Source organism: Pseudomonas sp. W15Feb9B (assembly GCF_000828175.1).
In the GTDB taxonomy this organism is placed as follows: domain Bacteria; phylum Pseudomonadota; class Gammaproteobacteria; order Pseudomonadales; family Pseudomonadaceae; genus Aquipseudomonas; species Aquipseudomonas parakoreensis.
On record NZ_JTKF01000054.1, the window covers coordinates 1 to 23825 of the forward strand.

Genomic DNA, 23825 nt, shown 5'->3' on the forward strand with positions numbered 1-23825 from the left:
TGCTCGCGAAGGCGTCGTATCAGTCAACTTAACCTTCATTGATATACCGCCTTCGCGAGCAGGCTCGCTCCCACCTTTGATTTCAGTGATCCAAAGATCAGTTCGCCGCCCAGAAAATGTAATCGGCCTGATACTTCACCACTTCCTGTTTGCCCTTGTTCGCCGCCGTGCATTCGCTGCCCGGGGCCACGCCGCCCTTGAGCGCGACACGCTGGATGTAACTCACGCCACTCATCGCGCCTTTGCCTTCGGCGGGGTTGGCCTTGACCAGTTGATAGGGCAGGTTGCCCGGGCTCGACGGGGCGACGGCCAGTTGCGTGCCGGTGACTTTCGAACCGTCCTTGGCCTGCCAGGTGGCGGGCGGGCCGAAGTAGGTGCCGACCTGCTGGCCGCTGCGATCATTGAGCACCGCTTTCGGGCCGACGAAGGTCCATTCGGTCTGCCCGGCCGCGTTGGGCTTGTCGCGGCATTCATAGGTGATCTCGCCGACGCCGGTGGTTTCCATGGCGATCTTGTGGCCTTCCGGGACTTTGATCGCGTCGGGATAGCTGCTCTGGGCGAAGGTTGTCGAGGACAGGGCGAGCAAACCGCTGAGGCCAATCAGTTGAGTGATGTTCATCTGTGTTATCTCCGAAAGGGGTAAACCGCTGACAGCCAAAGAGGGCTGTTACAGGGACTACCCGTGACGGAGGCGTTTGGATGCAGTGCCCGACAAATATTTTTCAATCTCTGCAAATCAAAACTGTGGGAGCGAGCTTGCTCGCGAAGGCGTAGTGTCAGTCGACTCATTTATATCTGCACCACCGCTTTCGCGAGCAAGCTCGCTCCCACAGGGGACTTTAGCGGGCTTGAGGCCGGAGGCTTTCAGCAGTTCCTGGGTGTAGGGGTGCTGCGGTGCGGCAAAAATCTCCCGCGACGAACCTTGTTCCACGACCTTGCCATCCTTGATCACCAGCAAGTCATGGGCCAGCGCCTGCACCACCGCCAGGTCATGGCTGATGAACAGATAGGTCAGCCCATGCTTGATCTGCAGTTGCCGCAACAGCTCCACCACTTGTTTCTGCACCGTGCGATCCAGCGCCGAGGTTGGTTCGTCGAGCAGGATCAGCGCCGGCTCCAGCACCAGCGCGCGGGCGATGGAGATGCGCTGGCGCTGGCCGCCGGAAAATTCGTGGGGGTAGCGATGGCGACTCTTCGGGTCGAGGCCGACTTCCTCCAGTACGCGAATCACCGCCGCCTCGCGCTCGGCCTCGGTGCCGATGCCGTGGGTCAGCAGACCTTCGGCAATGATCTGCTGCACCGACATGCGCGGGCTCAGGCTGCCGAACGGGTCTTGGAACACCACTTGAATCTGCCGCCGCAACGGGCGCATAAAGCGCTGATTGAGCAGGCTCAGTTGCTTGTTGCCGAAGCGGATCTCGCCCTCGGATTCCACCAGCCGCAGGATCGCCTGGCCCAGCGTGGATTTGCCCGAACCGGATTCGCCGACAATCCCCAACGTTTTGCCGCGTTGCAGGCGGAAGCTGACGCCGTCCACCGCTTTGATGTACGCCTGCGAACGACTGAACAGCGCCTTGGGCAGTGGAAACCAGACCTTCAGATCATCGACCTCCAGCAGATTGTGTTGATACGCACTCGGCACCGGTACACCGCTGGGTTCGGCTTCGATCAACAAGCGGCTGTAAGGATGTTGCGGGGTGCGAAACAGCGTCTCGCAGTCGGCCTGTTCGACGATTTCGCCGTGGCGCATCACGCACACCCGTTGCGCGATGCGCCGCACCAGATTCAGATCGTGACTGATCAGCAACAGCGACATGCCCAGGCGCTGTTGCAGTTCGATCAACAGCTCAAGAATCTTCTGCTGCACGGTCACGTCCAGCGCGGTGGTCGGTTCATCGGCGATCAGCAGTTCCGGCTCATTGGCCAGCGCCATGGCGATCATCACCCGTTGCCGTTGTCCGCCCGACAGCTGATGCGGATAGGCTTTCAAACGCTGCAAAGGCTGGCGAATACCGACCAGTTCCAGCAGTTCCAGCGTCCGCTCACGTGCCGCGCGACCCTTCAGGCCTTTATGAATCTCCAGCACTTCACTGACTTGCCTTTCCACCGTGTGCAACGGGTTCAGCGAGGTCATCGGCTCCTGGAAAATCATCGCAATCCGGTTGCCGCGTAAACCGCGCAGGTGTTGCTCGCTGGCCTGCAGCAAGTTCACTCCGCTGTAAGTAATCGAACCGCTGCTGCTGACGCTTTTACCTGGCAATAAACGCAGGATCGAATGCGCCGTGACCGACTTGCCCGAGCCGGACTCGCCGACCAGCGCCAGACATTCACCACGGCGAATGTCGAGGTTCAAACCGTGCACCACGGCTTGCTCGCCAAAGGCCACGCGCAGGTCGCGAATCTCGATCAAATGGTTTTGCATGTCAGCTCCTCGGATCAAGATCGTGGATCAAACGCGTCTCGGCAAGCCTCACCGATGAACACCAACAAAGACAGAATCAGCGCCAAGGCAAAAAACGCCGTCAGCCCCAGCCACGGCGCTTGCAGATTGCGCTTGGCCTGGCCAATCAGTTCGCCCAGTGAGGCGGTGCCCGCCGGCATGCCGAAGCCAAGAAAATCCAGCGCGGTGAGGGTGGCGATGGCGCCGGTCAGAATGAAAGGCAAATAGGTCAGGGTGGAGGTCATTGCGTTGGGCAGAATGTGCCGGCACATCAGCTCACTGTCGGTCAGCCCCAGCGCCCGCGCGGCTTTGACGTATTCCAGATTGCGTCCACGCAGGAACTCGGCGCGCACCACATCCACCAGCGCCAGCCAGGAGAACAGCGCCATGATCCCCAGCAGCCACCAGAAACTCGGCGAGACGAACCCGGACAAAATGATCAGCAGATACAGCACCGGCAGCCCCGACCAGATCTCCAGCAGCCGTTGCCCGAGCAAATCCACCCAACCGCCGTAATAACCCTGCAACGCGCCGGCAACGATACCGACCAACGCACTGATGCCGGTGAGGATCAGCGCAAACAGAATCGAAATCCGTGTACCGAAAATCACCCGCGCCAATACGTCCCGCGCCTGATCGTCGGTGCCCAGCCAGTTGCTCGCCGAGGGCGGGCTGGGTGCCGGTTCAGTCAGGTCATAATTGACCGTGTCATAGCTGAACGGAATCGGCGGAAACAGCATCCAGCCGCCCTGATCCTCGATCAGCGAGTGCACGTAAGCGCTGGCGTAATCCGGCTGGAACGGCAGCTCGCCGCCGAAATCGGTTTCCAGGTAATCGCTGAGGATCGGGAAGTACAAAGCGCCGTGGTAGCGGATCACCAAGGGTTTGTCGTTGGCAATCAGTTCGCCGCCAAGGCAGATCAGGCACAGGCCAATGAACAGCCACAGCGACCAGCGCCCACGGCGGTTGGCCTTGAACTGCGCGACCCGGCGCTGACCCAGAGGAGAGAGTGTGAACATCAGGCAGTCCTCGCCGAGAAGTCGATGCGCGGGTCGAGCAGGGTGTAGCTGAGGTCGCCGATCAGCTTGATCAACAGGCCGAACAGGGTGAACAGGAACAACGCGCCGAACACCACCGGATAGTCCCGCGACACCGCCGCTTCGTAACTCATGCGCCCGAGGCCATCGAGGTTGAAAAGGGTTTCGATCAGCAAGGAGCCAGCGAAAAACACTTCGATCAGCGCCGACGGCACACCCGCCACCACCAGCAGCATGGCGTTGCGAAACACGTGGCCGTAAAGCACGCGGTGTTCGGTCAGACCCTTGGCCCGTGCGGTAATCACGTACTGGCGGCTGATCTCGTTGAGGAAGCTGTTTTTGGTGAGGATGGTCAGGGTGGCGAAGCCACCGATGACCAGCGCCGTGACCGGCAACACCAGGTGCCAGAGGTAGTCGCCGACCTTGCCCAACGTGCTGAGGCTGTCGAAGTTATCCGACACCAGCCCCTGCACCGGGAACCAGTTGACGTAGCTGCCGCCGGCGAACACCACGATCAGCAGAATCGCAAACAGAAACGCCGGCATCGCGTAGCCGATGATGATCGCGGTGCTGCTCCAGACATCGAATGCGCTGCCGTTCCTGATCGCTTTGCGGATGCCCAACGGGATCGAAATCAGGTAGGTGATCAGCGTCGCCCACAAGCCGAGCGACAACGACACCGGCAGTTTCTGCAGGATCAGATCGGTGACCTTGGCGCCGCGAAAGAAACTGCTGCCCAGATCCAGCTGGGCGTAGTTTTTCAGCATCAGCCACAAGCGTTCGTGCATCGGCTTGTCGAAACCGTAGTGGTGTTTGATTTCCTCGATCAGCGCCGGGTCGAGGCCACGGCTGCTGCGCCCGGCACCGCCCGTCGCAGCGACTTCGCCACCACCGCCCATGCTGTGCCCGCCGAAACCTTGCAGACGCGCGATGGCTTGTTCCACCGGGCCGCCCGGCGCGGCCTGCACGATGAGGAAATTGACCACCAGGATGCACAGCAGCGTGGGGATGATCAGCAGCAAACGTCGACTCAGATAACGCAGCATGTCACTGGCCCCCCGCAAGCTGGGTGTGCATCTGTTGCGTGGTCAACGGCTTGGCCGAGACCTCCCACCAGGTGTTGAGGCCTTCGTCGTAAGCCGGTTGCACCGGCGGCATGCCGAAGCGGTTCTGATACACCGTCGGCGTGCCTTTGGAGTAGTAGTTGGGAATCATGTAGTAACCCCATTGCAGCACCCGGTCGAGGGCGCGGGCGTAATGCACCATGGCATCGCGGGTGTCGGCCTTGACCAGCCCGTCGATCAGTTGATCGACCGCCGGGTTGGCCAGCACCATCGAGTTCGAACTGCCGACTTGCGTGGCACTTTGCGAGGCGTACAGGCTGTACAGTTCGCGGCCGGGGGAGACGATCGGATCGCCACTGCGCGGGAAACTGGTGACGATCATGTCGTAGTCGCGGGCGTTGAGCCGATTGACGTATTGCGCCGAATCGATCCGGCGCAAATTCAGGGTGATGCCGATCTGCGCGAGGGTGCGTTTGAATGGCAACAGCATGCGGTCGAAGCCGCCCTGACCGTCGAGGAAGGTGAACGCCAGCGGCTCGCCATCGGCGTTGACCAGTCGGCTGTGTTGCGGCGTCCAGCCCGCCTCGGCGAGCAGTTTCAGCGCCTGCAACTGCTTGTCACGTATGTAGCCGCTGCCGTCGGTATTCGGCGCCTGATAGACCTCGGTGAACACCTCGTCCGGGATCTGCCCGCGCAACGGTTCGAGGATCTTCAATTCCTCGGCGTCGGGCAGGGCGGTGGCGGCCATTTCACTCTTGGGCCAGAAGCTGTTCTGACGCACGTAGAAGCCGCGCATCATCTGCTTGTTGGTCCACTCGAAATCCCACAGCAGACTGATCGCCTGACGCACGCGGCGATCCTGAAAAATCGGGTTTTGCAGGTTGAACACGAAGCCTTGCGCCGCCGTGGGTTTTTCCGGGGCGAGAATCGCCTGTTGCAAACGCCCGTCACGCAATGCCGGGCTGTCGTAGCCGACCACGTAACCGGACGAAGAAAACTCGCGGTTGTAATCGAACGCACCGGCCTGCAGCAGTTGGCGAGCGACGTCGGTGTCGCCGTAGAAATTCACCGTGAGCGTGTCGAAGTTGTACATCCCGCGACTGACCGGCAGGTCCTTGCCCCACCAGTCCGGATCGCGCTGGAAACTGATGCTGCGCCCGGCGTCGACCTTGCTCACGCGATACGGACCGCTGCCCAGCGGCGGTTCGAAGCCGCCGCCGTTGGCGAAATCGCGCGTCTTCCACCAGTGTTCGGGCACCACGCGCAGCGTCGCCAGGTCCAGCGCCAGGGTGCGGTTGAGGTTGTTCTTGAAGGTGAAACGCACCTGCCGTGGACCTTCGATCAGTACGTCCTGCACGTCGGCGTACTGCTGGCGATAACTGAGGCTGCCCTTGGTCATCAGCAGGTTGAAGGTGTAGCGCACGTCTTCGGCGGTGATCGGCGTACCGTCGGCGAAGCGGGCCTTAGGGTTGAGGGTGAAGCGCACCCAGAGCCCCTCGGGATCGCGTTCCATTTGTTGCGCGACCAGTGCGTAAACGGTGTAGGGCTCGTCCAGCGAACGGAACGCCAGCGGCGCATACACCCAGTCGTTGACCTGCACCACGGAAATGCCTTGATCGGCATACGGGGTGATGTAGTTGTACTGGCCGATTTCCATCGACGCGCGACTGAGCGAACCGCCCTTGGGCGCGTCGGGATCGACGAAATCGAAATGCTGGAAACCCGCCGGATACTTCGGCGCCTCGCCGTACACCGTTAACGCATAACCGCCGCCGGCCAGCGCCGAAGTGCCAGTGCACAGCAGCGCACTGCCGAGCAGCAGGCCAGCCATGTTGCGCAAAAAACTCATGAGGTCACCCTGAAAATCCCTGAAGAAACCCGGTTCCCATGTGGGAGCTGGCTTGCCAGCGATAGCGGTATGTCAGTGAAGTAAATGTCGACTGATACGACGCTATCGCTGGCAAGCCAGCTCCCACAGGGTTTTTTGGCGCTCGTTCTTTAGAAGTGATACGTCATGCGCGCAAACAGCGTGCGGCCCAGCGGGTCGGTGTAGCGCGGGTCATAGCCGCTCTGGAAGTTGTAGGCCTGGTTGGAGAACGGTGGATTGCGGTCGAACATGTTCTTCATCCCGGCATCGACATCCAGCACCTTGTTGAAGGTGTAGCCGGCCGACAGGTCCCACACCGAATACGACGCCACGCGCGCATGGGTATCGCGGTCGTAGTCGTTGTAACCGGTGGTGAAGCGGTTGGTCAGCGACGCCCTTGCGGCGCCGAAGGTCCAGCTGCCGGTGAGGTTGTGTTTCCAACGCGCGATCACGCCGTCCCCTTCGAAGTCGCCGACCTTGTCGGTGAACGGGCCTTTGATGGTGCTCTGGAAGTCGTAACTGTCGACGTAGGTGCCTTGCAGCCCCAGACCGAACTGACCGTACGGGGTGTTCGGGAAGCGGTAATCCAGCGATACATCGACACCGTTGGTCTCGACGATGCCGAGGTTGGCGTTGCCGGTGACGATGTAGTTGAGCGTGCCGTCGGCGTTGCGCACGAAGCGATCCGGGTAGCTGCCGGCCTGATCGAACACGGTGGACTCGGGGAACGGCTGGATCTGGTTGGAGATGTGAATCCACCAGAAATCCAGACCCACCGACAGGTTGCTGACCGGTTGATAGACGAAGCCCAGCGTCACGTTGCGCGCTTTCTCCGGAGCCAGATCTTCATTGCCGCCGATCTGATTGAGGAACTGCTGACCGCAATCGCGCCCGCCGTTGCCACCCGGTTGCACCACGCCGCCGGTACACAGCACCGGATCGTTGTAGTAGCCCTGGGTGTAGGTGATGCTGCGCGGCGAATACAGCTCGTAGAGCGACGGCGCCCGGAAACCTTCGCTGTACGCGCCGCGCACCACCAGCTCTTTGAGCGGCTGATAACGGAACGAGTATTTCGGGTTGGTGGTGCTGCCGAAGTCGCTGTATTTGTCGTGACGCACAGCGGCGGACAGTTCGAGGCTGTCGAGCACCGGCACGTTGATTTCCGCATAGGCGGCTTTCACACTGCGGTCACCCTCGACGCTACCGGCCGGGTCGATGCCGAGGCTCTGGATGTCACCGGCAAACTGTTCGAAGTCCTGGTGGAATTTCTCTTTGCGGTACTCGCCACCCAGCGCCAGACCGGCCGGCCCGGCACCGAACCAGTCACCGATCTCGCGACTGACCCGTCCGTCAAAACCGGCCACGCGGCCAACGGCGGTGGTGTAGGCGCCGTGGTACATCGCGGCGTCGATGTACTGCTGACCGGCGGCGGATTGCGGGCCGAACGGGTTGAGCAGGCCACTGGCCAGACCGTTGATCATCGCCTGATCGCTGACATAGCCGCTGGTGACGCTGGAGACGATTTTGTTCTGGTTGTACGAGGCGCCGACGTTGTAATCCCAGCCGCCGACCAGACCGTCGAAGCTCAGCAGAAAGCGCTGGCTGGTATTTTGGTCTTTCGATTCGCGCGGGCCGGCGGCGGTTTCGCGCCAGTTGACGTCGACCGGTTGCGTCGGGTCGAGGGCGAAACCGGTCGGGCCGGGGGTGATGCCGTTGCCGGGGTAGTAGGGCGATGACGAATCCAGGCTCAAACCGGTGAGCGGCGCCGGGCCGACAGCGGTGGCGTTGTTGTTGCGTGACCAGAAGTATTCGAGGTTGACGTTGTGATCGTCGCCGAGTTTGCCGGTGGTCTTGCCGAAGAACGAGGTCTTTTCGGTTTGCGGAATCAGGTCGATGTATTCGCGGGTGCTGAAGCGGCACAGGCCATCGCGCGCGACCAGGTTCGGCCCGTTGCAATTGCTGTTGGCCAACGGGTTGGTGGCGTTGCCGTTCTGGCTGTAGTTACCGGGGAACGCGGTGCCGGAGGTCTGATCGAGGCCACGACCAGGATCGTAGTCGCGGGCGAAGGAGCGGTCGTTGGCGTCGAGGTTCTGCTGCTTGTTGTAGTTGAACACGCCGAGCACGTTGAAGCGGTCTTCTTCCAGATCGCCATAGCCCCAACTGGCGCTCATGTCTTTGGTGGCACCGCCGCCGCTGTGGGTCGGGGTTTCGCCACCGAGGGTGAGCTGGCCGTCGGTCAGGGATTTTTTGGTGATGAAGTTGATCACGCCGCCGATGGCGTCGGTGCCGTACAGGGCTGATGCGCCGTCGCGCAGAACTTCCACGCGCTCGATGGCGGCAAACGGGATCATGTTCAGATCCACCGCGCCACCGGCCGAGTTGGTGCCGGACAAGGCATTGTTGGCCAGGCGCCGACCGTTGAGCAGCACCAGGGTCTTGTTTGCGCCGATACCACGCATGTCGGCAAACGAAGCGCCACCGGTGGCGGCGCCGACTGAGCCTGCGCTGTTGTTGATCGACTGGCTGCCGGTGATCCGCTGCACCAGTTCGGCGGTGGTGGTCACGCCCTGTTTGCGCAGCTCATCGGCTTTCAAAATGGTGATCGGCACGGCCGTTTCCGCATCGACCCGGCGAATCGCCGAGCCGGTCACTTCCACCCGTTGCAGTTGCGTGGTCGGTGCCACCACTGCGGCTGCAGCGGGGACGACGGCGTTGTCGTCCTCGGCGGCTTGCACGGTCCCGGCGCCCATCCCCATGGCCACCAGGTACAACGGAACAAAACGGTGACGAGAAATCGTTGCCACCAAAGGTTTGAGCGTGAAGCGTGGAGTGTTCATCAGCATGGTTGTTTCCGACTTGATCAGACGTTATCGAATTGGCCTTGTGAGCCCCTCATTGCTCCGCTTTCGGTGATACCGCATGCGGAAAGCCACTTTCTTCAAGCAAGCCGATCCCCTCCGAAGACGTCTGGCGTTTTTCGGTCGGCTGATTGCGACGGGAAGCGGTTCGCGGTGTCGGGCGCGTTTCTCAACGCGCGCCCGACACCGCACTCAGTGGGTGGTCATCACCGAAATCTTGCTGATGCCCGAGCGTTCGATGGACGCCATGGCCTTGGCCACCTGGCCGTAATTGACGTTGGCGTCGGCCTGCAGCTGCACGCGCACCTCGGCGTCCTTGGCCTTGACCTCCTTGAGGCTGGCCTCCAGAGATTCCGGTGCCAGTTCGGTTTTCGCCAGGTAGAACTTGCCGTCCTGATCGACGCTGACCACCACCGGGTCTTTCTTCTCGGCGGGGGCGACGGCGTCGGTTTTCGGCAGGTTGACCTTGATCGCGTTGGTCATCAGCGGTGCCGTGACGATAAACACCACCAGCAGCACGAGCATCACGTCCACCAGCGGCGTGACGTTCATTTCGCTGAGCACTTCATCGCTGTCTTGAGTGGAAAAGGACATCAGCTGGCCTCCCGCACGGCGGCAGTGGTTTTGCTGGCGATGGCCTGGCGGCTGATGGAAAACGCGCTGCGTGAGGCGAGGGCGTCGAAGTCGTGGGCGAAGTCATCCATGTCTGCCGAGGCCAGTTTCAGGCGGCGCAGAAAGAAGTTGTAAATCAGCACCGCCGGGACCGCGACGGCGATCCCGACGCCAGTGGCGATCAGCGCGTGACCGATCGGTCCGGCGACCGCTTCAAGGCTCGCCGAACCGGTTTCGCCGATGCTTTGCAGGGCTTCCATAATCCCCCACACGGTACCGAACAGACCAATGAACGGCGCGGTGCTACCGATACTGGCGAGGATCGCCTGGCCGTTTTCCAGCGAGCGGCGTTCTTTCTGGATCTGCTGGCGCAGGTTGCGTTCCAGGCGATCGGAACGGTTGATGGTGTGCGCCAGTTGTTGCGTGGTACGCGGCGATTCTTCCACCAGCAAGGCTTCGAAACCGCTGCTGGCGATGCGCGCCAGCGAGCCCGGATACTGGCTGGCATGTTCGGCGGCGGTCAGCAGATCCGGCGCGCCCCAGAAGGCTTTGCTGAACTGTTTGTTCTGGGCTTTCTGGCGCAGGTATTGCGCCGACTTGACCAGCAGGATCGCCCAGCTGACCACGGAAAACAGCACCAGGCCCCAGAGCACCCCGGGGACAATCATCGAAGACAGTGAAGAGTTCATGGCTACACCTCGCTTGCATTAAGTCGGTTATGAGTTGGGTTTGCCGTTATTGCGGCAATTTGAAATCGATGGTCTGGGTGGCGAAGCCGTCAATCGGCGTGTCACCGCGTTTGGCCGGAATGAACTTCCAGTTCTTTACCGCCGCGACGGCGGCGTCATCCAGTTGCGGCTTGCCGCTGGACTTGGTGACCGTTACCGAACCGGCACGTCCGTTGGCCAACACCTGAATGCGCAGCACCACGCTGCCTTCCCAGTTGCGCCGCAGCGCCAGTGACGGGTATTCCGGCGGCGGGTTGCCGAGGCTGGCAAGGCCGGAAATCGCGGCCGATTCCTTGACCGGGCCAGGCGCGGCGGCCGGGGCCGGTGGCGCGCTCGGTGTCGCCGGCGCAGCGGGAGCGGCCGGTTGTGCCGGGGCGGGCGGAGCTTTTGGCGGCTCGACTTTCTTCACCGGTTTGGGCTTCTCGACCGGTTTCGGTTTTTCGATCGGCTTGGGTTTCTCCATCGGTTTGGGCGGTGGCTTGACCGCGTCTTCGTCTTCCACCGGTTGTTCCGGTTCCGGAGGTGGAGGGGGCGGCGGTGGCGGAGGTGGTTCCGGTGTGGGCGGTGCCGGTGGCGTCGGGCTGGTCAGCTCGACGGTCATTTCCGGAATCTGCGGCGGCGTCGGCAGGGGTTCGGGCCGGGTCTGCTGGAAAAACCACCAGGCACCGCCGTGTATCAGTGCCGACACCGCCACCAGCAACAGCATCTGCTGCTTATTCAACCCGCCGGGCTGCGAAGTGTTGGCCGTGAAGGCCGGTCTGCCCGGTGGTGGCGGGACTGGCGCGTCCCTTAACGGCCCCGGCAGGGTTCTGTGCTTTACCGCATCGTTCATTAAAGCTCCCTCGGGTTGATGAAGGGCAATAAGGTGCCGTCCGAACATTTCGGTGATGTTCGAGTGGATGGGTGTAACTTTCTTTTGGGTGTACGCAAGCCGATAGTTGAACTATCTATTGAATAGGCTTGTGCAGGCTTACTGGCTTAACGCCAATGACTTCGTTTGTTCATTCGCCATTCCCTGGTGTTGTTCTGTATCGGTGTGGATTGTTTCAATGGTCGTGATTCATTTTGCAACCGCTGTGCCAAATATTGCTGAAATGTAGAGCGGTTATTTCATGGCTGTTACTCATGTCGCAATTATATAAGTTTTACAGAGTGCCTCGGTTTTCTTTAGTGCATGACTGTCCGCGGCCCCGAACGCCGGGGCTTTTTTGCAGGCGAGTCAGACCGGGCGCTGTATCGGCCGGATTAGCCAGATAGAGCCGCTGAGCTCGAGTCCTCCAGGGCGCTTGATGGTGCGCGACGGACTGATTTGGTGCGGGTCAATGTTTTAGCGGGTCACGGCGCATGTTCCTTGTTTTTGTTTAAATGAAATCAGTATTTCGAATCTGCGTTAGTTGCGTGCGCAGGAACGCTTTTGGTGCAATTAAAAAATCAGTTGAAATTATTGTTCGACAATTCGGCAATCGTTGATTGACGCAGTGCTTGCGCAATAACTTCATGGGTCTTATTTAAAAAATAAATACCACGCTGCTGTCGGCACATTATTCAGCGCCAACACAGTGGTCGTTTGTCAGGTTCAGGTAATGACGTAAATTCGCGGATGGCCGGTACTGTTCAGGTGAACTCGACATTGCGCGGATGGATATAAACAGGCCGTGAAGCGGCAGAACGATTGAAGATTCACGCAGTGACCTCCTTGTTGCCAGTTCGGATACGCGAACTTTTGGTCCGGTATCGCACCTTACAAGAACGCGGATAGCGTTCGATGATTGCTCTTGGTGCGGGATGGGCACCGCCAGCGCGGTTTTGCGGGGTTTGAATTCGCAAGTCGCGAATGCATGGGAAAAACGTGCCAAAGCCGATACACCCGCTATAAATAGGGCTACACAGATCCGTCGAGATCGAGGAGGGGGCATGTATCAACTGTACGGACATCGCAATTCGGGTGCTGCAGCCATCGAAGCAGCGCTGGAGTTATGCCAGATCGCCTATCGCTTCATCGATATCGAAGCTTCGAGCGAGGCGGCCGAAGCCCTCGCGCGCCTCAATCCACTGAAACAGGTGCCGACCCTGCAGTTGCCCGATGGCAGTGCGATCACCGAGAGTGTGGCGATTCTGATTCACCTGGGCCTGCGCTTTCCCGGATTCGGCCTGTTGCCGGCCGAGGCCACTGATCGCGATCAGGCGATTCGCGGCATGGTCTACATCGCGAGCAATTGCTACGCGGCCATCGGCGTCATCGATTACCCCGAACGCTGGCTGGTGATGCCGGACGAAGCCTCACGACAGAATCTGATGGCCGGTGCCCGCGAGCGCTTGCACTGGAGTTGGGAAGTGTTTGCCGACCAGTTTTCCGCCGAGTTGTACCTGGACGACGAGACGCCCGGCGCCCTGGACGTGCTGGCAGCGGTGGTGACGCGCTGGTCGGGGAGTCGCGAGCACCTGCGCCAGACCCGCCCCGGGTTCTACGCATGGTTGCAGCGCATTGACCGGCACCCGGTGCTGGCGCCGGTGTTTGCCCGGCATTGGCCGGTTTAAGAGTGCAAAGATCAAAAGATCGCAGCCTCTGGCAGCTCCTACACTGTTCTCTGTAGGAGCTGCCGGAGGCTGCGATCTTTTGATCTTGGGGATTATTCCCCGCGAATGTACTGCTCCAGCTGCTTGATCAGCTCGGCCTGTTCGGCAATCGCCTCTTTCACCAGGTCGCCGATCGACAGCAAGCCGATCAGTTTGCCGTTCTCCACCACCGGCAAGTGGCGCAGGCGTCTGTCGGACATGATGCCCAGGCAGGTGTCGACGGTCTGATGGGTGTCCACGGTGATGACATCCTTGACCATGATGTCGCGCACCGGTGTACCGACCGAGGAGCGCCCGTGCAGTACCAGTTTGCGCGCGTAATCACGCTCACTGATGATGCCGACCACTTTTTCGTCTTCCACCACCAACAGGGCCCCGACGTTTTTTTCGGCCATCTTCATCAGCGCTTCGAGCACCATGTGATCGGGTTTGATCTGATGCACTTCCTGATTTTTCTGATCTTTGAGCTTGAGCAGTTGGGCGACGGTCTTCATGGTGGTTACTCAGGTGTTGTCGTTGTTCTCCAAGCATCGTAGACGCTGGCGTGCAGGGCAAGGTGGCAAAGCGGCAGATAGCACGCAAAAAACGTCATTTGCCGGTTTTTCCGGCTCACCTCTATCCCTGTGGCGAGGGAGCTTGCTCCCGCTGGCCTGCGTAGCAGGCCCAAACCCTGAGAATTCGGTTTGCCTGATACACCGAATTGCCTGGCTTTGCGACTGCTGCGCAGCCGAGCGGGAGCAAGCTCCCTCGCCACAGGGGATGGGGTTATCTCGGACGATGCCGCGTAGAATGCCCCTCTGATTCAATTCCTGAGGTTGCAGTGGTGGATTTACAGCAGGGCTTCGTCCTGACCCGGCATTGGCGCGACACCCCGGCCGGCACCGAAGTCGAGTTCTGGCTGGCGACCGACGCCGGACCGCGCCGTGTGCGTCTGGCGCCGCAGACGTCAGTGGCGTTTATCCCCGCTGCACAACGCGAAGCGGCCGAACGTCTGCTGCACGATGAAAAGAATGTCGAACTGCGCCCGCTGGCCCTGCAGGATTTCGAGCATCGCCCGGTGCTGGGCCTGTATTGCCAGCAACACGGCCAGTTGATGCGCCTGGAAACCGCGCTCAACCGCGCCGGGGTCGACGTCTTTGAAGCCGACGTGCGTCCGCCGGAACGCTACCTGATGGAGCGCTTCATCACCGCGCCGGTGCTGTTCAGTGGCAGTGCCGATGACGACGGCGTCTTGCTCAATGCCCAACTGAAACCCGACCCCAAATACCGACCGCAACTGCGGCTGGTCTCGCTGGATATCGAAACCACCGAAACCGGCGAGCTGTATTCCATTGCCCTGGAAGGCTGCGGCCAGCGTCAGGTGTACATGCTCGGCGCACCGAACGGTGATGCGAGCATTGTCGACTTCGACCTCGAATACTGCGATTCGCGCACCGTTCTTCTCAAAAAGCTCAACGACTGGTTCGCCCGGCATGACCCCGACGCGATCATCGGCTGGAACGTCGTGCAGTTCGACCTGCGCATCCTTCACGAACACGCGCGGCGCCTCGGCGTGCCGCTGAAAATCGGCCGTGGCGGTGAAGAGATGCAGTGGCGCGAACACGGCAGTCGCACGCACTTCTTTGCTTCGGCAGCGGGGCGGCTGATCATCGATGGCATCGAATCGCTGCGTTCGGCGACCTGGAGTTTCCCTTCGTTCAGCCTGGAAAACGTCGCCCAGACCCTGCTTGGCGAGGGCAAGGCGATCGACAACCCGTACCAGCGCATGGACGAAATCAACCGTATGTTCGCCGAGGACAAACCGGCGCTGGCCAAGTACAACCTCAAGGACTGCGAACTGGTCACGCGGATTTTCGCCAAAACCGAACTGCTGACGTTTTTGCTCGAACGCGCCAGCGTCACTGGCCTGCCGGCGGACCGCAGCGGCGGTTCGGTGGCGGCGTTCACCCACTTGTATATGCCGCTGATGCATCGCCAGGGTTTCGTAGCGCCGAACCTGGGCACCAATCCACCGCAGGCCAGCCCGGGCGGCTTCGTCATGGATTCACAGCCAGGGCTGTACGAGTCGGTACTGGTGCTCGATTACAAGAGCCTGTACCCGTCGATCATCCGCACCTTTCTGATCGACCCGGTGGGGCTGATCGAAGGTTTGCAGCACCCGGACGATGCCGATTCGGTTCCGGGTTTTCGCGGCGCGCGTTTCTCGCGCACCCGACATTGCCTGCCGTCGATTGTCGCGCGGGTCGCCGAAGGTCGCGAGACCGCCAAACGCGAGCACAACGCGCCACTGTCGCAGGCGCTGAAGATCATCATGAACGCGTTCTACGGCGTGCTCGGTTCCAGTGGTTGCCGATTTTTCGATACGCGTCTGGCATCGTCGATTACCTTGCGCGGCCACGAGATCATGCTGCGCACCCGACAGCTGATCGAAGCGCAGGGCCACGCGGTGATCTATGGCGACACCGATTCGACCTTCGTCTGGCTGCGTCGCGCGCACGGTCAGGAGGAAGCGGCACAGATCGGTCAGGCGCTGGTCAAGCACGTCAACGACTGGTGGCGCGAGCACGTGCGTGAGGAATACGGCCTGCAAAGTGCTCTCGAATTGCAGTACGAAACCCACTACAAACGTTTTCTGATGCCGACCATTCGCGGTGCCGAGGAGGGCAGCAAAAAGCGCTACGCCGGCCTCGTTACCCGCGCCGACGGCAGTGACGAAATGGTCTACAAGGGCCTGGAAACCGTGCGCACCGACTGGTCACTGCTGGCCCGGCAGTTCCAGCAGGAACTCTACGAGCGGATCTTCCAGCGCAAACCGTATCAGGATTACGTGCGCGATTACGTACGCAAAACCCTGGCCGGCGAATTCGATGAACGACTGGTCTACCGCAAACGCCTGCGCCGCACCCTTGATGACTACGAACGCAACGTGCCGCCGCATGTGCGGGCGGCGCGACTGGCCGATGATTACAACGCGCAGCACGGGCGCCCACGGCAGTACCAGAATGGCGGCTGGATCAGTTACGTCATCACCCTGGCCGGGCCGGAACCGCTGGAAGTGCGCCGCGCCGCGATCGACTACGACCACTACATCACTCGTCAGCTGCAACCGGTGGCGGATGCGATTCTGCCGTTCGTCGATGACGATTTTTCAACCCTGATCGGGGGGCAACTGGGCCTGTTTTGAGTCCAGTAGCTGCAACGTCCATTCGTCGAGGATGCCGTGGAAGTAGCGCTCCAGTGCCTGAGCGAACGGGCAATCTTCTGCGCTGAACTGCGCAAACAGGGTCATCGAGGAGTGGAATTTCAGGTCGTCGGGATGGCCGAAAATCTCGGCTATCGAGCGCTGACGGATGTTCAGCACCAGTTGCGTGCAGGTGCGCAGCCGTGCGCCAAGCAGGTCGTGGGCCAGATAGGCCTGCGCCTCTTCGGCGGATTGAATGGCGTAACGCCGGGACATCTCGCTGCCGCCCAGCCCGGCGAACTGCGGGAACACAAACCACATCCAGTGGCTACGTTTGCGCCCCTCACCGAGTTCACGCTGAACCCGTTCGAACACCGGGTCCTGCGCCTGGACGAAACGCTGCAGATTGAACGGGTCGTACTGATCAGTGCTTCTCATGACGAAGCCCTCGCCAGCGCCCAGCGACTCAGACCATCGCCAGCCGCTGCTTGCGTTGTGGCGCTTTGAATACCTGATCCAGCGCCGCCAGATCCCCGGCATCCAGTTGCAACTGCGCCGCTTGTGCATTGAGTTGCACGTGTTCCGGTCGCACAGCTTTGGGAATCGCAATCACACCATCCTGACGCAGAATCCACGCCAGTGAAACCTGTGCCGGGGTTACCTTGTGACGAGTGGCAATCGTGTTCAGCACCGGTTCAGCCAGCATCGCACCGCCCTGACCGATCGGGCAGTACGCCATCAATGGCATGCGTTGCTGTTGGCACCATGGCAGCAGATCGAATTCGACGCCGCGCTCTTCCAGGTTGTACAGCACCTGATTGGTCGCGCAGGCAGGATTGGCCAGTTCTTCGAGGTCATCGACGTCGAAATTCGACACGCCCCAACGGCCGATCTTGCCGTCCGAACGCAGGCGTTCGAAGGCTTCGACGGTTTCTTCCAGCGGATACTGGCCGCGCCAATGCAGCAGATAGAGGTCGATGTAATCGGTGTCGAGCCGGCGCAGACTGCGCTCGCAGGCTTGCGGAATGCCTTTGCGGCTGGCGTTGTGCGGGTAGACCTTGCTCACCAGAAACACTTGGTCGCGCAGGCCCGCGATGGCTTCGCCGACGACAGATTCGGCACCGCCTTCGGCGTACATTTCTGCGGTGTCGATAAGGGTCATGCCCAGTTCGATGCCTTGGCGCAGCGCGGACACTTCACGCGAGTGCGCCGAGCGGTCTTCGCCCATGCGCCAGGTGCCTTGGCCGATCACTGGAACCTGCACGCCTGCCAGTTCAAGGGTACGCATTCAAACCTCCTGTGCTGATGGTCATACCTTAGTGGGCAGCAGGATAGCGCAGGGGTTCCAATGGAGGTCGATGAACCTGTGGCGAGGGAGCTTGCTCCCGCTGGGGCGCGAAGCGGCCCTGCTCTTCATTCAGTTGAAAAAGCAGGGCCTGCTGCGCAGGCCAGCGGGAGCAAGCTCCCTCGCCACGGGCTAAGTGTCATTTCGTGGAGAATTTCAGGATTACGCTGTGGTTGTAAGTCTGCCCCGGATCGAGACGCGTACTTGGGAAGTCCGGCTGATTCGGCGCATCCGGATAGTGCTGCGTTTCCAGAGTAAACGCGCCCCAGTGCGGATAGACCTTGCCGCCCTTGCCTTTGACCGTGCCGTCGAGGAAGTTGCTGGTGTAGAACTGCACGCCCGGCTCGCTGGTGAACAGCTGCAGATGCCGTCCGGATTGCGGGTCACTGACCTCGGCGGCGACTTTGCTCACATCACCTTTTGTGTCCAGCACCCAGTTGAAATCAAAGCCGCCCTGTTTCGGTTCGGCGAATTTCAGCTGCGGGTGATCAGCCTTGATGTGGGTGCCGATGGCAGTGGGCTGGGTAAAATCCATCGGCGTGCCGGCCACGGGCGCCAGTTCGCCGGTCGGGATCAGCTTGCCGGTGACCGGGGTGTAATGACTGGCGTGCAAGGTGGCAACCTGCTTGAGGATGTCGCCATTGCCGGCACCGGCGAGGTTGAAGTAGCTGTGGTTGGTCAGGTTGAGCACCGTCGGTTTATCGGTGCTGGCCTTGTAGTCGATGCGCAACTCGTTGTTGTCGGTCAGGCGGTAGGTCACTTCGGTGGTGAGATTGCCGGGGAAGCCCATTTCACCGTCCGCCGACAGATAGGTGAGGGTCACGCCGACGGAATCCTTGTCCTTGGTTTCCTGCGCTTTCCAGACCTTCTTGTCGAAGCCCTGAGTACCGCCGTGCAAAGCGTTGGACTTGTCGTTCTGCGGCACTTGATAGCGCTTGCCGTCGAGTTCGAATGCACCCTCGGCCAGGCGATTGCCGAAACGGCCGATGGTTGCGCCGAAATACGCCGTGCCTTTCTGGTAACCCTGGACATCGTCGAAACCCAGCACCACATCGGCTGCTTTGCCGTGTTTGTCCGGCACCAGCAGCGATTGCAAGGTGGCGCCGTAGGTGATGACGGTCGCCTGCAGGCCGTGGCTGTTGCGCAGGATGTATTGCTCGACGGGCGTGCCGTCATTGGTTTTGCCAAAGGCTTTGTGTTCGGCGCTGAGGCCGGCCGCGTTGGCGGAGAGGGTGGCGATCATCAGGGACAGTCCGAGGCCGGAGAGCAGGTGACGGGATTGAAGCATGGTTGACCTTCCTTTTTGTTGTTGTTTTCAAAACAGGGTAATAGTCATGCTAATTGTGGGTTGAGTCAGAATTTATAGCCGGTTAAAGGTTTAGTGCAAATATAAAGTCATACTAAATAGTTGCCGAAGGTCGGGAAATCGTGCCAGCGCTGCACTTTTCCGGATTCGGCGGCTCTATCCATGGCCAGGATGCGGCGACGCCCGCCGCGCAGGAATGTGCCCGTTCGAGAATTCATGCCGAGAGCTTTTCACCCGATCATCCGATTTGTTCGCCGCCCGTGTCTGCTGCTGGCCTGTCTGGCATCGCTGTTTGTCAGCGGTTGCACGCACCAGACCGGCAATGGATTCTTCGCCCAGATGCGTGACGGTCAACCGCAGGAATTCCTGCAGACCAGCGTCGACCGCATGGCCACATTAGCGATGCGCGACAACCTCAACAGTCTTTATCGGTTGATGGGCAAGCTGTATTTGCGCAACCCGGAAGAACTGCGCAAATCGGGGTTCCTCGACATCAACACCGCGGTGAAACAGGTGCGTCTGGCGGTCGAGCAGCAGCAACCGTTGCCGGTGCTGGGCGGGCGCAAGGATCTGGCGGCGCTCAGCTATGCGATGAGTCCGGAGTTTCTCGGGGATCGGGTCGGCGCCTTCATCTATGCCATCGGCAGCATGCTGGTCACCGCTCATGGCAACCGCGTCGAGTTCTACATGACCGACGCAATCAACCCGACCTTCGTCCACAACGCCGCGCGTAACATTGAGAAAGCCACGTGGATCCTGGCCCAGCGCCAGAACAAGGAAGGCCAGCCGCTGCTGTTCTCCAATGAAATCTCGGAGGAGGGCAGCAACCTGAGCTTCGCCACCGAATTCGGCAAGATCGTCGCGCGGCTCGACTTGCTGACGCAGATGCTCGACGAGCGTTACCGGCGTATTGGCCTGAATTACGCGCAGAGCCTGCTGTTCCTGAATTTCCTTCCGGTGCAGTAAGTGTGGAGATCCAATGTGGGAGCGAGCTTGCTCGCGAAAGCGATCTGCCAAGTGCTGAATCTCTGATAGATCCACCGCATTCGCGAGCAGGCTCGCTTCCACATTGATCAAATTGTGCTTGGGATTTTTGTATACAATCCATCGCTACTATTGATCCAAAGGGAGCTGCACCTGTCATGACCGACTCCGCAAGCACCGACTTCAACCGCATCGACCGCGTCGCCCGTACAGAAAAACTGCCGTACGCCGCGCTACTGGCGTTCGCCATGACCGGCTTCATCGCCATCCTCACCGAGACCCTGCCGGCCGGGCTGCTGCCGCAGATCGGCGCCGGGCTTGGGGTCAGCGAAGTGCTCGCCGGGCAACTGGTGACGCTGTATGCGTTGGGCTCGATTGTCGCGGCGATTCCACTGACCGTCGCCACCCGGGGCTGGCCACGGCGCCGGGTGCTGCTGATGACGGTCGGCGGTTTCCTGCTGTTCAACACCGTCACCACGTTCTCCAGCCATTACGGCCTGACCCTCGCGTCGCGGTTTCTCGCCGGGATGGCCGCAGGACTGTCGTGGGGCATCATGGCCGGTTACGCCCGCGGGATCGTGCCGGTGCACCAGCAGGGGCGGGCGCTGGCAATCGCGATGCTGGGTACCCCGGTGGCGCTGTCGCTGGGTACCCCGGCGGGGACGTGGCTGGGTAACCTGATCGGCTGGCGCGCGTCGTTCGGGATCATGTCGGCGCTGGCATTGGTGCTGGCGGCGTGGATTGTGCTGGCGGTGCCGGACCGTCCGGGCCAGGCCAGCGCCGAACGCCTGCCGTTGCTGCAATCTCTGCGTTTGCCGGGCGTACGGCCGGTGCTGTTCGTGGTGCTGACCTGGATGCTCGGGCACAACATTCTTTACACCTACATTGCGCCTTTCCTGATGCAGGCCGGGCTGGCCGAGCGTGTCGATCTGGTGCTGCTGGTGTTTGGCCTGTGTTCGCTGGTCGGAATCTGGATCATCGGCGTGCTGGTGGATCGCTGGCTGCGCTGGCTGACCCTGATCAGCCTCGCGGTGTTTGCCTTGACTGCACTGGTGCTGGCGTTGATGTCTCCGTCGCCGTGGCTGATCTACACCTGCATGGCGGTGTGGGGCCTGTCATTCGGCGGCTCGGCAACGTTGCTGCTGACGGCTGCGGCGGATTCGGCCGGCGAGCATGTGGACGTGGTGCAGGCAATGCTCACCACGTCCTGGAACGTGGCAATTGCCGGCGGCGGCCTGTTTGGCGGGTTGCTGCTGGATCAAGCGGGGGCAATGTCGTTTCCGTGGGCGCTGTTGATCCTGTCGCTGATTGCGCTGGCGACGGTGTGGATCAACCGGCATCACAGTTTCAAACCGGGCCGGCGCGTGCACTCAACCACACCTCCAGTGTAGGGGCTGCCGGAGGCTGCGATCTTTTGATTTTGTCTTTTAATCAAGATCAAAAGATCGCAGCCTCCGGCAGCTCCTACAGGGTTAGATGTAGGAATCGGGCATAACTATAGACCGCATTGATATATGTGGTTATATGAAAAATCGCTATGCTGCGGGCCAGATTTTTCCTGTCGTTTTTCTGGACGTCTTAATGGAATTGGCAAATTTCGGCCTGGTCATCGCCGGGCTGGTGGTGGGTTTTATTGTCGGCATGACCGGTGTCGGCGGCGGTTCGTTGATGACGCCGATCCTGCTGTGGTTCGGTATCAACCCGGCAACCGCGGTGGGCACTGACCTGTTGTACGCGGCCATCACCAAATCCAGTGGCGTGCTGGTTCACAAGAAGAACAACAACATCGATTGGGCGATCACCGGTTGGCTGACCCTTGGCAGCGTGCCGGCAGTCGCCCTGACCTTGTGGTTTCTCAGCAGTCTGCACACCGCGCCCGAGGCGATGAACGCGATCATCAAGCAAGCCTTGGGCTGGGTGTTGTTCGCCACCGCGCTGGCGATTCTGTTCAAGAAACGCCTGCTCGAATTCGCCCATAACCGTGCGGGCGGCAACTACAACCCGAGCGGCGCGCGCCTGAACGTAATGACGGTGATCACCGGTCTGATCCTCGGCACCATGGTCGCCCTGACCTCAATCGGCGCCGGCGCCCTCGGCACGGTCGCGTTGTTCATTCTCTATCCACTGCTGCCAACACGGCGCCTGGTCGGCACCGAAATCGCCCACGCCGTGCCGCTGACCCTGGTTGCAGGTCTGGGCCATGCGAGCATGGGCAACATGGATTGGGGCGTGCTGGGTTTCCTGCTGATGGGTTCGCTGCCGGGCATCTGGCTGGGCAGCCACCTGACCGGGCGCATTTCCGATGAATTGCTGCGCCCGTGTCTGGCGACCATGTTGCTGTTGATCGGCTATAAACTGGCGTTCTGATGTAGGAGCTGCCGAAGGCTGCGATCTTTTGATCTTCGTTTTTACGATCAAGATCAAAAGATCGCAGCCTGCGGCAGCTCCTACGCTGCGGTATGAAGGATGTTGAATTTCATGACGGTCACCGGCAAATCCTCGTAGACCAGATCCTCGACCACCTCCCAACCCAACCCCGCATACAGCGATTGCGCAGCGTCGGTGTACAGATACAACTCAGTCACTCCCAGCGTCGCCGCCTCGGCGACGATCCTGTTGACCAGTTGCGAAGCAATTCCGCGTCCGCGATCTTCAGCCTTCACATAAACCCCCGCCAGCCAAGGCGTCAGCTCGGGACGGATCTTCATGTCGCTGTCGATCAGCAGCGCGCCACCGAGCAATCTTTCGTCTTCAATGGCCACCACCACGCTGGGAACCGCACCCTTGCCGCAGGCCGCGCGCATACGCTCGGTGCGGGCTTCAAGGGTATCGCCGTCACGGAATTCGCCCCATTCCTTGAAATTGAGTTCGGCCAGTTCCTCAATCAAATGCGGGTGATCACACAGGTAGTCGATGTGCATGGGCTGAACTCCTTTTCATGGGCTGAACAGCCAGCCTAATGCGCTCACAAAACGTAATCAAATCCGCGTCACGATTACGCCGATGCGGTTGCGCAATGACGCGGCTGACCTAAGCTTCTGACAAGGCGAAACATATTTGCCGGGCACGACCCCGGAACAATCGCCGCGATGCGCAATCATTAGAGCGTGGATATCAAAAGGAGATGCGCATGCTCATCAGGTCACTGACCCTGACACTCTTGCTGGCGATTGCCGGTCCCTTGTTCGCCGCTGACAACGATTCGCCCATAGCCGGGGATATGGGACGGGCCCGACCGTTGATCGTGATCGCACAAAGCACCGTCGACCCCGTGTGGGTGGGGTTGAAAAAGTCGCTGGAAGATCCGGCGAACAAGAAAGGTGTGACTGACCGCAACATCAAGGTCTACACCATCCTCAATATGGCCGGTCAGCTCGACGGCAAGGACCTTGGCCAGCAGGACACCATGGCCCTGTTGCGCTCGCTGAAGCTGGGCGCCGGGGCGTACCCGAAAGTGTTCCTGTTGGGCAAGGACGGCGAGACCAAACTCTCGGCCTCGGGCGATGAAGCGAAGTCGGTGGACCTGAAAAAAATCTTCGACACCGTTGATGCGCTGCCGGCGAGCGAGAAAGAAATCAGCGCACCAACGGTCGCTGAAACCAAGGCCACCACCGCCGAACCGGCAGCCAAGAAAGGCGAGAAGGGCGCCAAGGCGAGCAAACCGGCGAAACCGAGCAAACCACCGGAAATGCCGGATGATTGATGGCATGGCCTGAATCAAAAAATGGGCGACCTCTACAGGTCGCCCATTTTTATTGCCCGCCAAAAAGATCGCAGCCTGCGGCAGTTCCTACATGGGGCCGGTGCAGGAGCTGCCGAAGGCAAC

General features: G+C 60.6%; 20 protein-coding genes. 6 read left to right on the forward strand and 14 right to left on the reverse strand.

Features of this window, described 5'->3' with window-relative positions; all coding sequences use genetic code 11:
- Positions 1–97 precede the first annotated feature (97 nt).
- The 9 genes from OC71_RS23925 to OC71_RS23965 form a co-directional block, all read right to left on the reverse strand.
- A complete protein-coding gene (locus tag OC71_RS23925) occupies positions 98–619 on the reverse strand; it encodes a DUF3455 domain-containing protein (protein ID WP_041074042.1) in 522 nt (173 codons plus the stop codon).
- Between the two features lie 117 nt (positions 620–736).
- Complete coding sequence (locus OC71_RS23930; RefSeq protein ID WP_052510617.1) at positions 737–2422, reverse strand: ABC transporter ATP-binding protein; 1686 nt, start codon at positions 2420–2422, stop codon at positions 737–739.
- Positions 2423–2436: 14 nt separating this feature from the next.
- Complete coding sequence (locus OC71_RS23935; RefSeq protein WP_041074044.1) at positions 2437–3459, reverse strand: ABC transporter permease; 1023 nt, start codon at positions 3457–3459, stop codon at positions 2437–2439.
- A complete protein-coding gene (locus tag OC71_RS23940) occupies positions 3459–4523 on the reverse strand; it encodes a microcin C ABC transporter permease YejB (protein WP_041074046.1) in 1065 nt (354 codons plus the stop codon). The genes OC71_RS23935 and OC71_RS23940 overlap by 1 nt, the downstream gene beginning before the upstream one ends.
- A gap of 1 nt (position 4524) precedes the next feature.
- Entirely contained in the window at positions 4525–6390 is a 1866-nt protein-coding gene (locus OC71_RS23945) for an extracellular solute-binding protein (protein ID WP_041074048.1), read from the reverse strand.
- A gap of 149 nt (positions 6391–6539) precedes the next feature.
- Positions 6540–9251, reverse strand: coding sequence for a TonB-dependent receptor (locus tag OC71_RS23950; RefSeq protein ID WP_041074050.1), 2712 nt, complete (start codon positions 9249–9251; stop codon positions 6540–6542).
- A gap of 207 nt (positions 9252–9458) precedes the next feature.
- Positions 9459–9860, reverse strand: coding sequence for a biopolymer transporter ExbD (locus OC71_RS23955; protein WP_003223575.1), 402 nt, complete (start codon positions 9858–9860; stop codon positions 9459–9461).
- Positions 9860–10567: a MotA/TolQ/ExbB proton channel family protein gene (locus OC71_RS23960; RefSeq protein ID WP_003223576.1), complete on the reverse strand. Its 708-nt coding sequence runs from the start codon at positions 10565–10567 to the stop codon at positions 9860–9862. The genes OC71_RS23955 and OC71_RS23960 overlap by 1 nt, the downstream gene beginning before the upstream one ends.
- A gap of 46 nt (positions 10568–10613) precedes the next feature.
- On the reverse strand, positions 10614–11438 hold the full coding sequence (locus OC71_RS23965) for an energy transducer TonB (RefSeq protein ID WP_041074052.1): 825 nt from the start codon (positions 11436–11438) through the stop codon (positions 10614–10616).
- Between the two features lie 1082 nt (positions 11439–12520).
- On the opposite strand from OC71_RS23965, the gene OC71_RS23970 reads away from it, so the two are divergent.
- Positions 12521–13144 carry a glutathione S-transferase N-terminal domain-containing protein gene (locus OC71_RS23970; RefSeq protein ID WP_041074054.1) on the forward strand — a complete coding sequence of 208 codons (624 nt, stop codon included), beginning with the start codon at positions 12521–12523 and terminating at the stop codon, positions 13142–13144.
- A gap of 92 nt (positions 13145–13236) precedes the next feature.
- On the opposite strand, the gene OC71_RS23975 is transcribed toward OC71_RS23970, so the two are convergent.
- On the reverse strand, positions 13237–13677 hold the full coding sequence (locus OC71_RS23975; protein WP_041074056.1) for a CBS domain-containing protein: 441 nt from the start codon (positions 13675–13677) through the stop codon (positions 13237–13239).
- 329 nt (positions 13678–14006) lie between these two features.
- Here OC71_RS23975 and OC71_RS23980 point away from each other — a divergent pair, with 329 nt between their 5' ends.
- Positions 14007–16367 (forward strand): DNA polymerase II, encoded by a 2361-nt coding sequence (locus tag OC71_RS23980; protein ID WP_161794918.1) that lies wholly within the window; start codon positions 14007–14009, stop codon positions 16365–16367.
- On the opposite strand, the gene OC71_RS23985 is transcribed toward OC71_RS23980, so the two are convergent.
- From OC71_RS23985 to OC71_RS23995, 3 genes are all read right to left on the reverse strand, one after another.
- The gene (locus OC71_RS23985; protein ID WP_041074060.1) at positions 16332–16802 is read right to left on the reverse strand and encodes a DUF1810 domain-containing protein; all 471 of its coding nucleotides are present in this window, start codon (positions 16800–16802) and stop codon (positions 16332–16334) included. The genes OC71_RS23980 and OC71_RS23985 overlap by 36 nt on opposite strands.
- A gap of 28 nt (positions 16803–16830) precedes the next feature.
- A complete protein-coding gene (locus OC71_RS23990; RefSeq protein WP_041074062.1) occupies positions 16831–17652 on the reverse strand; it encodes an aldo/keto reductase in 822 nt (273 codons plus the stop codon).
- Between the two features lie 196 nt (positions 17653–17848).
- Positions 17849–18997, reverse strand: a complete 1149-nt coding sequence (locus OC71_RS23995) for an aldose epimerase family protein (protein WP_041074064.1) — start codon at positions 18995–18997, stop codon at positions 17849–17851.
- 234 nt (positions 18998–19231) lie between these two features.
- Here OC71_RS23995 and OC71_RS24000 point away from each other — a divergent pair, with 234 nt between their 5' ends.
- The 3 genes from OC71_RS24000 to OC71_RS24010 all read left to right on the forward strand — a co-directional run bounded on the left by OC71_RS24000 (position 19232) and on the right by OC71_RS24010 (position 22366).
- Positions 19232–19981: a hypothetical protein gene (locus OC71_RS24000; protein WP_041074065.1), complete on the forward strand. Its 750-nt coding sequence runs from the start codon at positions 19232–19234 to the stop codon at positions 19979–19981.
- A gap of 176 nt (positions 19982–20157) precedes the next feature.
- Positions 20158–21390, forward strand: a complete 1233-nt coding sequence (locus OC71_RS24005; RefSeq protein ID WP_041074067.1) for an MFS transporter — start codon at positions 20158–20160, stop codon at positions 21388–21390.
- Between the two features lie 190 nt (positions 21391–21580).
- Positions 21581–22366 carry a sulfite exporter TauE/SafE family protein gene (locus OC71_RS24010; protein ID WP_041074069.1) on the forward strand — a complete coding sequence of 262 codons (786 nt, stop codon included), beginning with the start codon at positions 21581–21583 and terminating at the stop codon, positions 22364–22366.
- Positions 22367–22446: 80 nt separating this feature from the next.
- Here OC71_RS24010 and OC71_RS24015 read toward each other — a convergent pair whose 3' ends face one another.
- Complete coding sequence (locus tag OC71_RS24015) at positions 22447–22920, reverse strand: GNAT family N-acetyltransferase (RefSeq protein WP_041074071.1); 474 nt, start codon at positions 22918–22920, stop codon at positions 22447–22449.
- A gap of 209 nt (positions 22921–23129) precedes the next feature.
- Between OC71_RS24015 and OC71_RS24020 the strand changes: the two genes are divergently transcribed.
- On the forward strand, positions 23130–23702 hold the full coding sequence (locus tag OC71_RS24020; protein ID WP_041074073.1) for a DUF4174 domain-containing protein: 573 nt from the start codon (positions 23130–23132) through the stop codon (positions 23700–23702).
- The last annotated feature ends 123 nt before the right edge of the window (positions 23703–23825 follow it).

Excerpts from the sequence above, each read along its gene's own strand:
- OC71_RS23925 (WP_041074042.1), bottom strand. The coding sequence starts at position 619 with ATGAACATCACTCAACTGATTGGCCTCAGCGGTTTGCTCGCCCTGTCC.
- OC71_RS23930 (WP_052510617.1), bottom strand. The coding sequence starts at position 2,422 with ATGCAAAACCATTTGATCGAGATTCGCGACCTGCGCGTGGCCTTTGGC.
- OC71_RS23935 (WP_041074044.1), bottom strand. The coding sequence starts at position 3,459 with ATGTTCACACTCTCTCCTCTGGGTCAGCGCCGGGTCGCGCAGTTCAAG.
- OC71_RS23940 (WP_041074046.1), bottom strand. The coding sequence starts at position 4,523 with ATGCTGCGTTATCTGAGTCGACGTTTGCTGCTGATCATCCCCACGCTG.
- OC71_RS23945 (WP_041074048.1), bottom strand. The coding sequence starts at position 6,390 with ATGAGTTTTTTGCGCAACATGGCTGGCCTGCTGCTCGGCAGTGCGCTG.
- OC71_RS23950 (WP_041074050.1), bottom strand. The coding sequence starts at position 9,251 with ATGCTGATGAACACTCCACGCTTCACGCTCAAACCTTTGGTGGCAACG.
- OC71_RS23955 (WP_003223575.1), bottom strand. The coding sequence starts at position 9,860 with ATGTCCTTTTCCACTCAAGACAGCGATGAAGTGCTCAGCGAAATGAAC.
- OC71_RS23960 (WP_003223576.1), bottom strand. The coding sequence starts at position 10,567 with ATGAACTCTTCACTGTCTTCGATGATTGTCCCCGGGGTGCTCTGGGGC.
- OC71_RS23965 (WP_041074052.1), bottom strand. The coding sequence starts at position 11,438 with ATGAACGATGCGGTAAAGCACAGAACCCTGCCGGGGCCGTTAAGGGAC.
- OC71_RS23970 (WP_041074054.1), top strand. The coding sequence starts at position 12,521 with ATGTATCAACTGTACGGACATCGCAATTCGGGTGCTGCAGCCATCGAA.
- OC71_RS23975 (WP_041074056.1), bottom strand. The coding sequence starts at position 13,677 with ATGAAGACCGTCGCCCAACTGCTCAAGCTCAAAGATCAGAAAAATCAG.
- OC71_RS23985 (WP_041074060.1), bottom strand. The coding sequence starts at position 16,802 with ATGAGAAGCACTGATCAGTACGACCCGTTCAATCTGCAGCGTTTCGTC.
- OC71_RS23990 (WP_041074062.1), bottom strand. The coding sequence starts at position 17,652 with ATGCGTACCCTTGAACTGGCAGGCGTGCAGGTTCCAGTGATCGGCCAA.
- OC71_RS23995 (WP_041074064.1), bottom strand. The coding sequence starts at position 18,997 with ATGCTTCAATCCCGTCACCTGCTCTCCGGCCTCGGACTGTCCCTGATG.
- OC71_RS24000 (WP_041074065.1), top strand. The coding sequence starts at position 19,232 with ATGCCGAGAGCTTTTCACCCGATCATCCGATTTGTTCGCCGCCCGTGT.
- OC71_RS24005 (WP_041074067.1), top strand. The coding sequence starts at position 20,158 with ATGACCGACTCCGCAAGCACCGACTTCAACCGCATCGACCGCGTCGCC.
- OC71_RS24010 (WP_041074069.1), top strand. The coding sequence starts at position 21,581 with ATGGAATTGGCAAATTTCGGCCTGGTCATCGCCGGGCTGGTGGTGGGT.
- OC71_RS24015 (WP_041074071.1), bottom strand. The coding sequence starts at position 22,920 with ATGCACATCGACTACCTGTGTGATCACCCGCATTTGATTGAGGAACTG.
- OC71_RS24020 (WP_041074073.1), top strand. The coding sequence starts at position 23,130 with ATGCTCATCAGGTCACTGACCCTGACACTCTTGCTGGCGATTGCCGGT.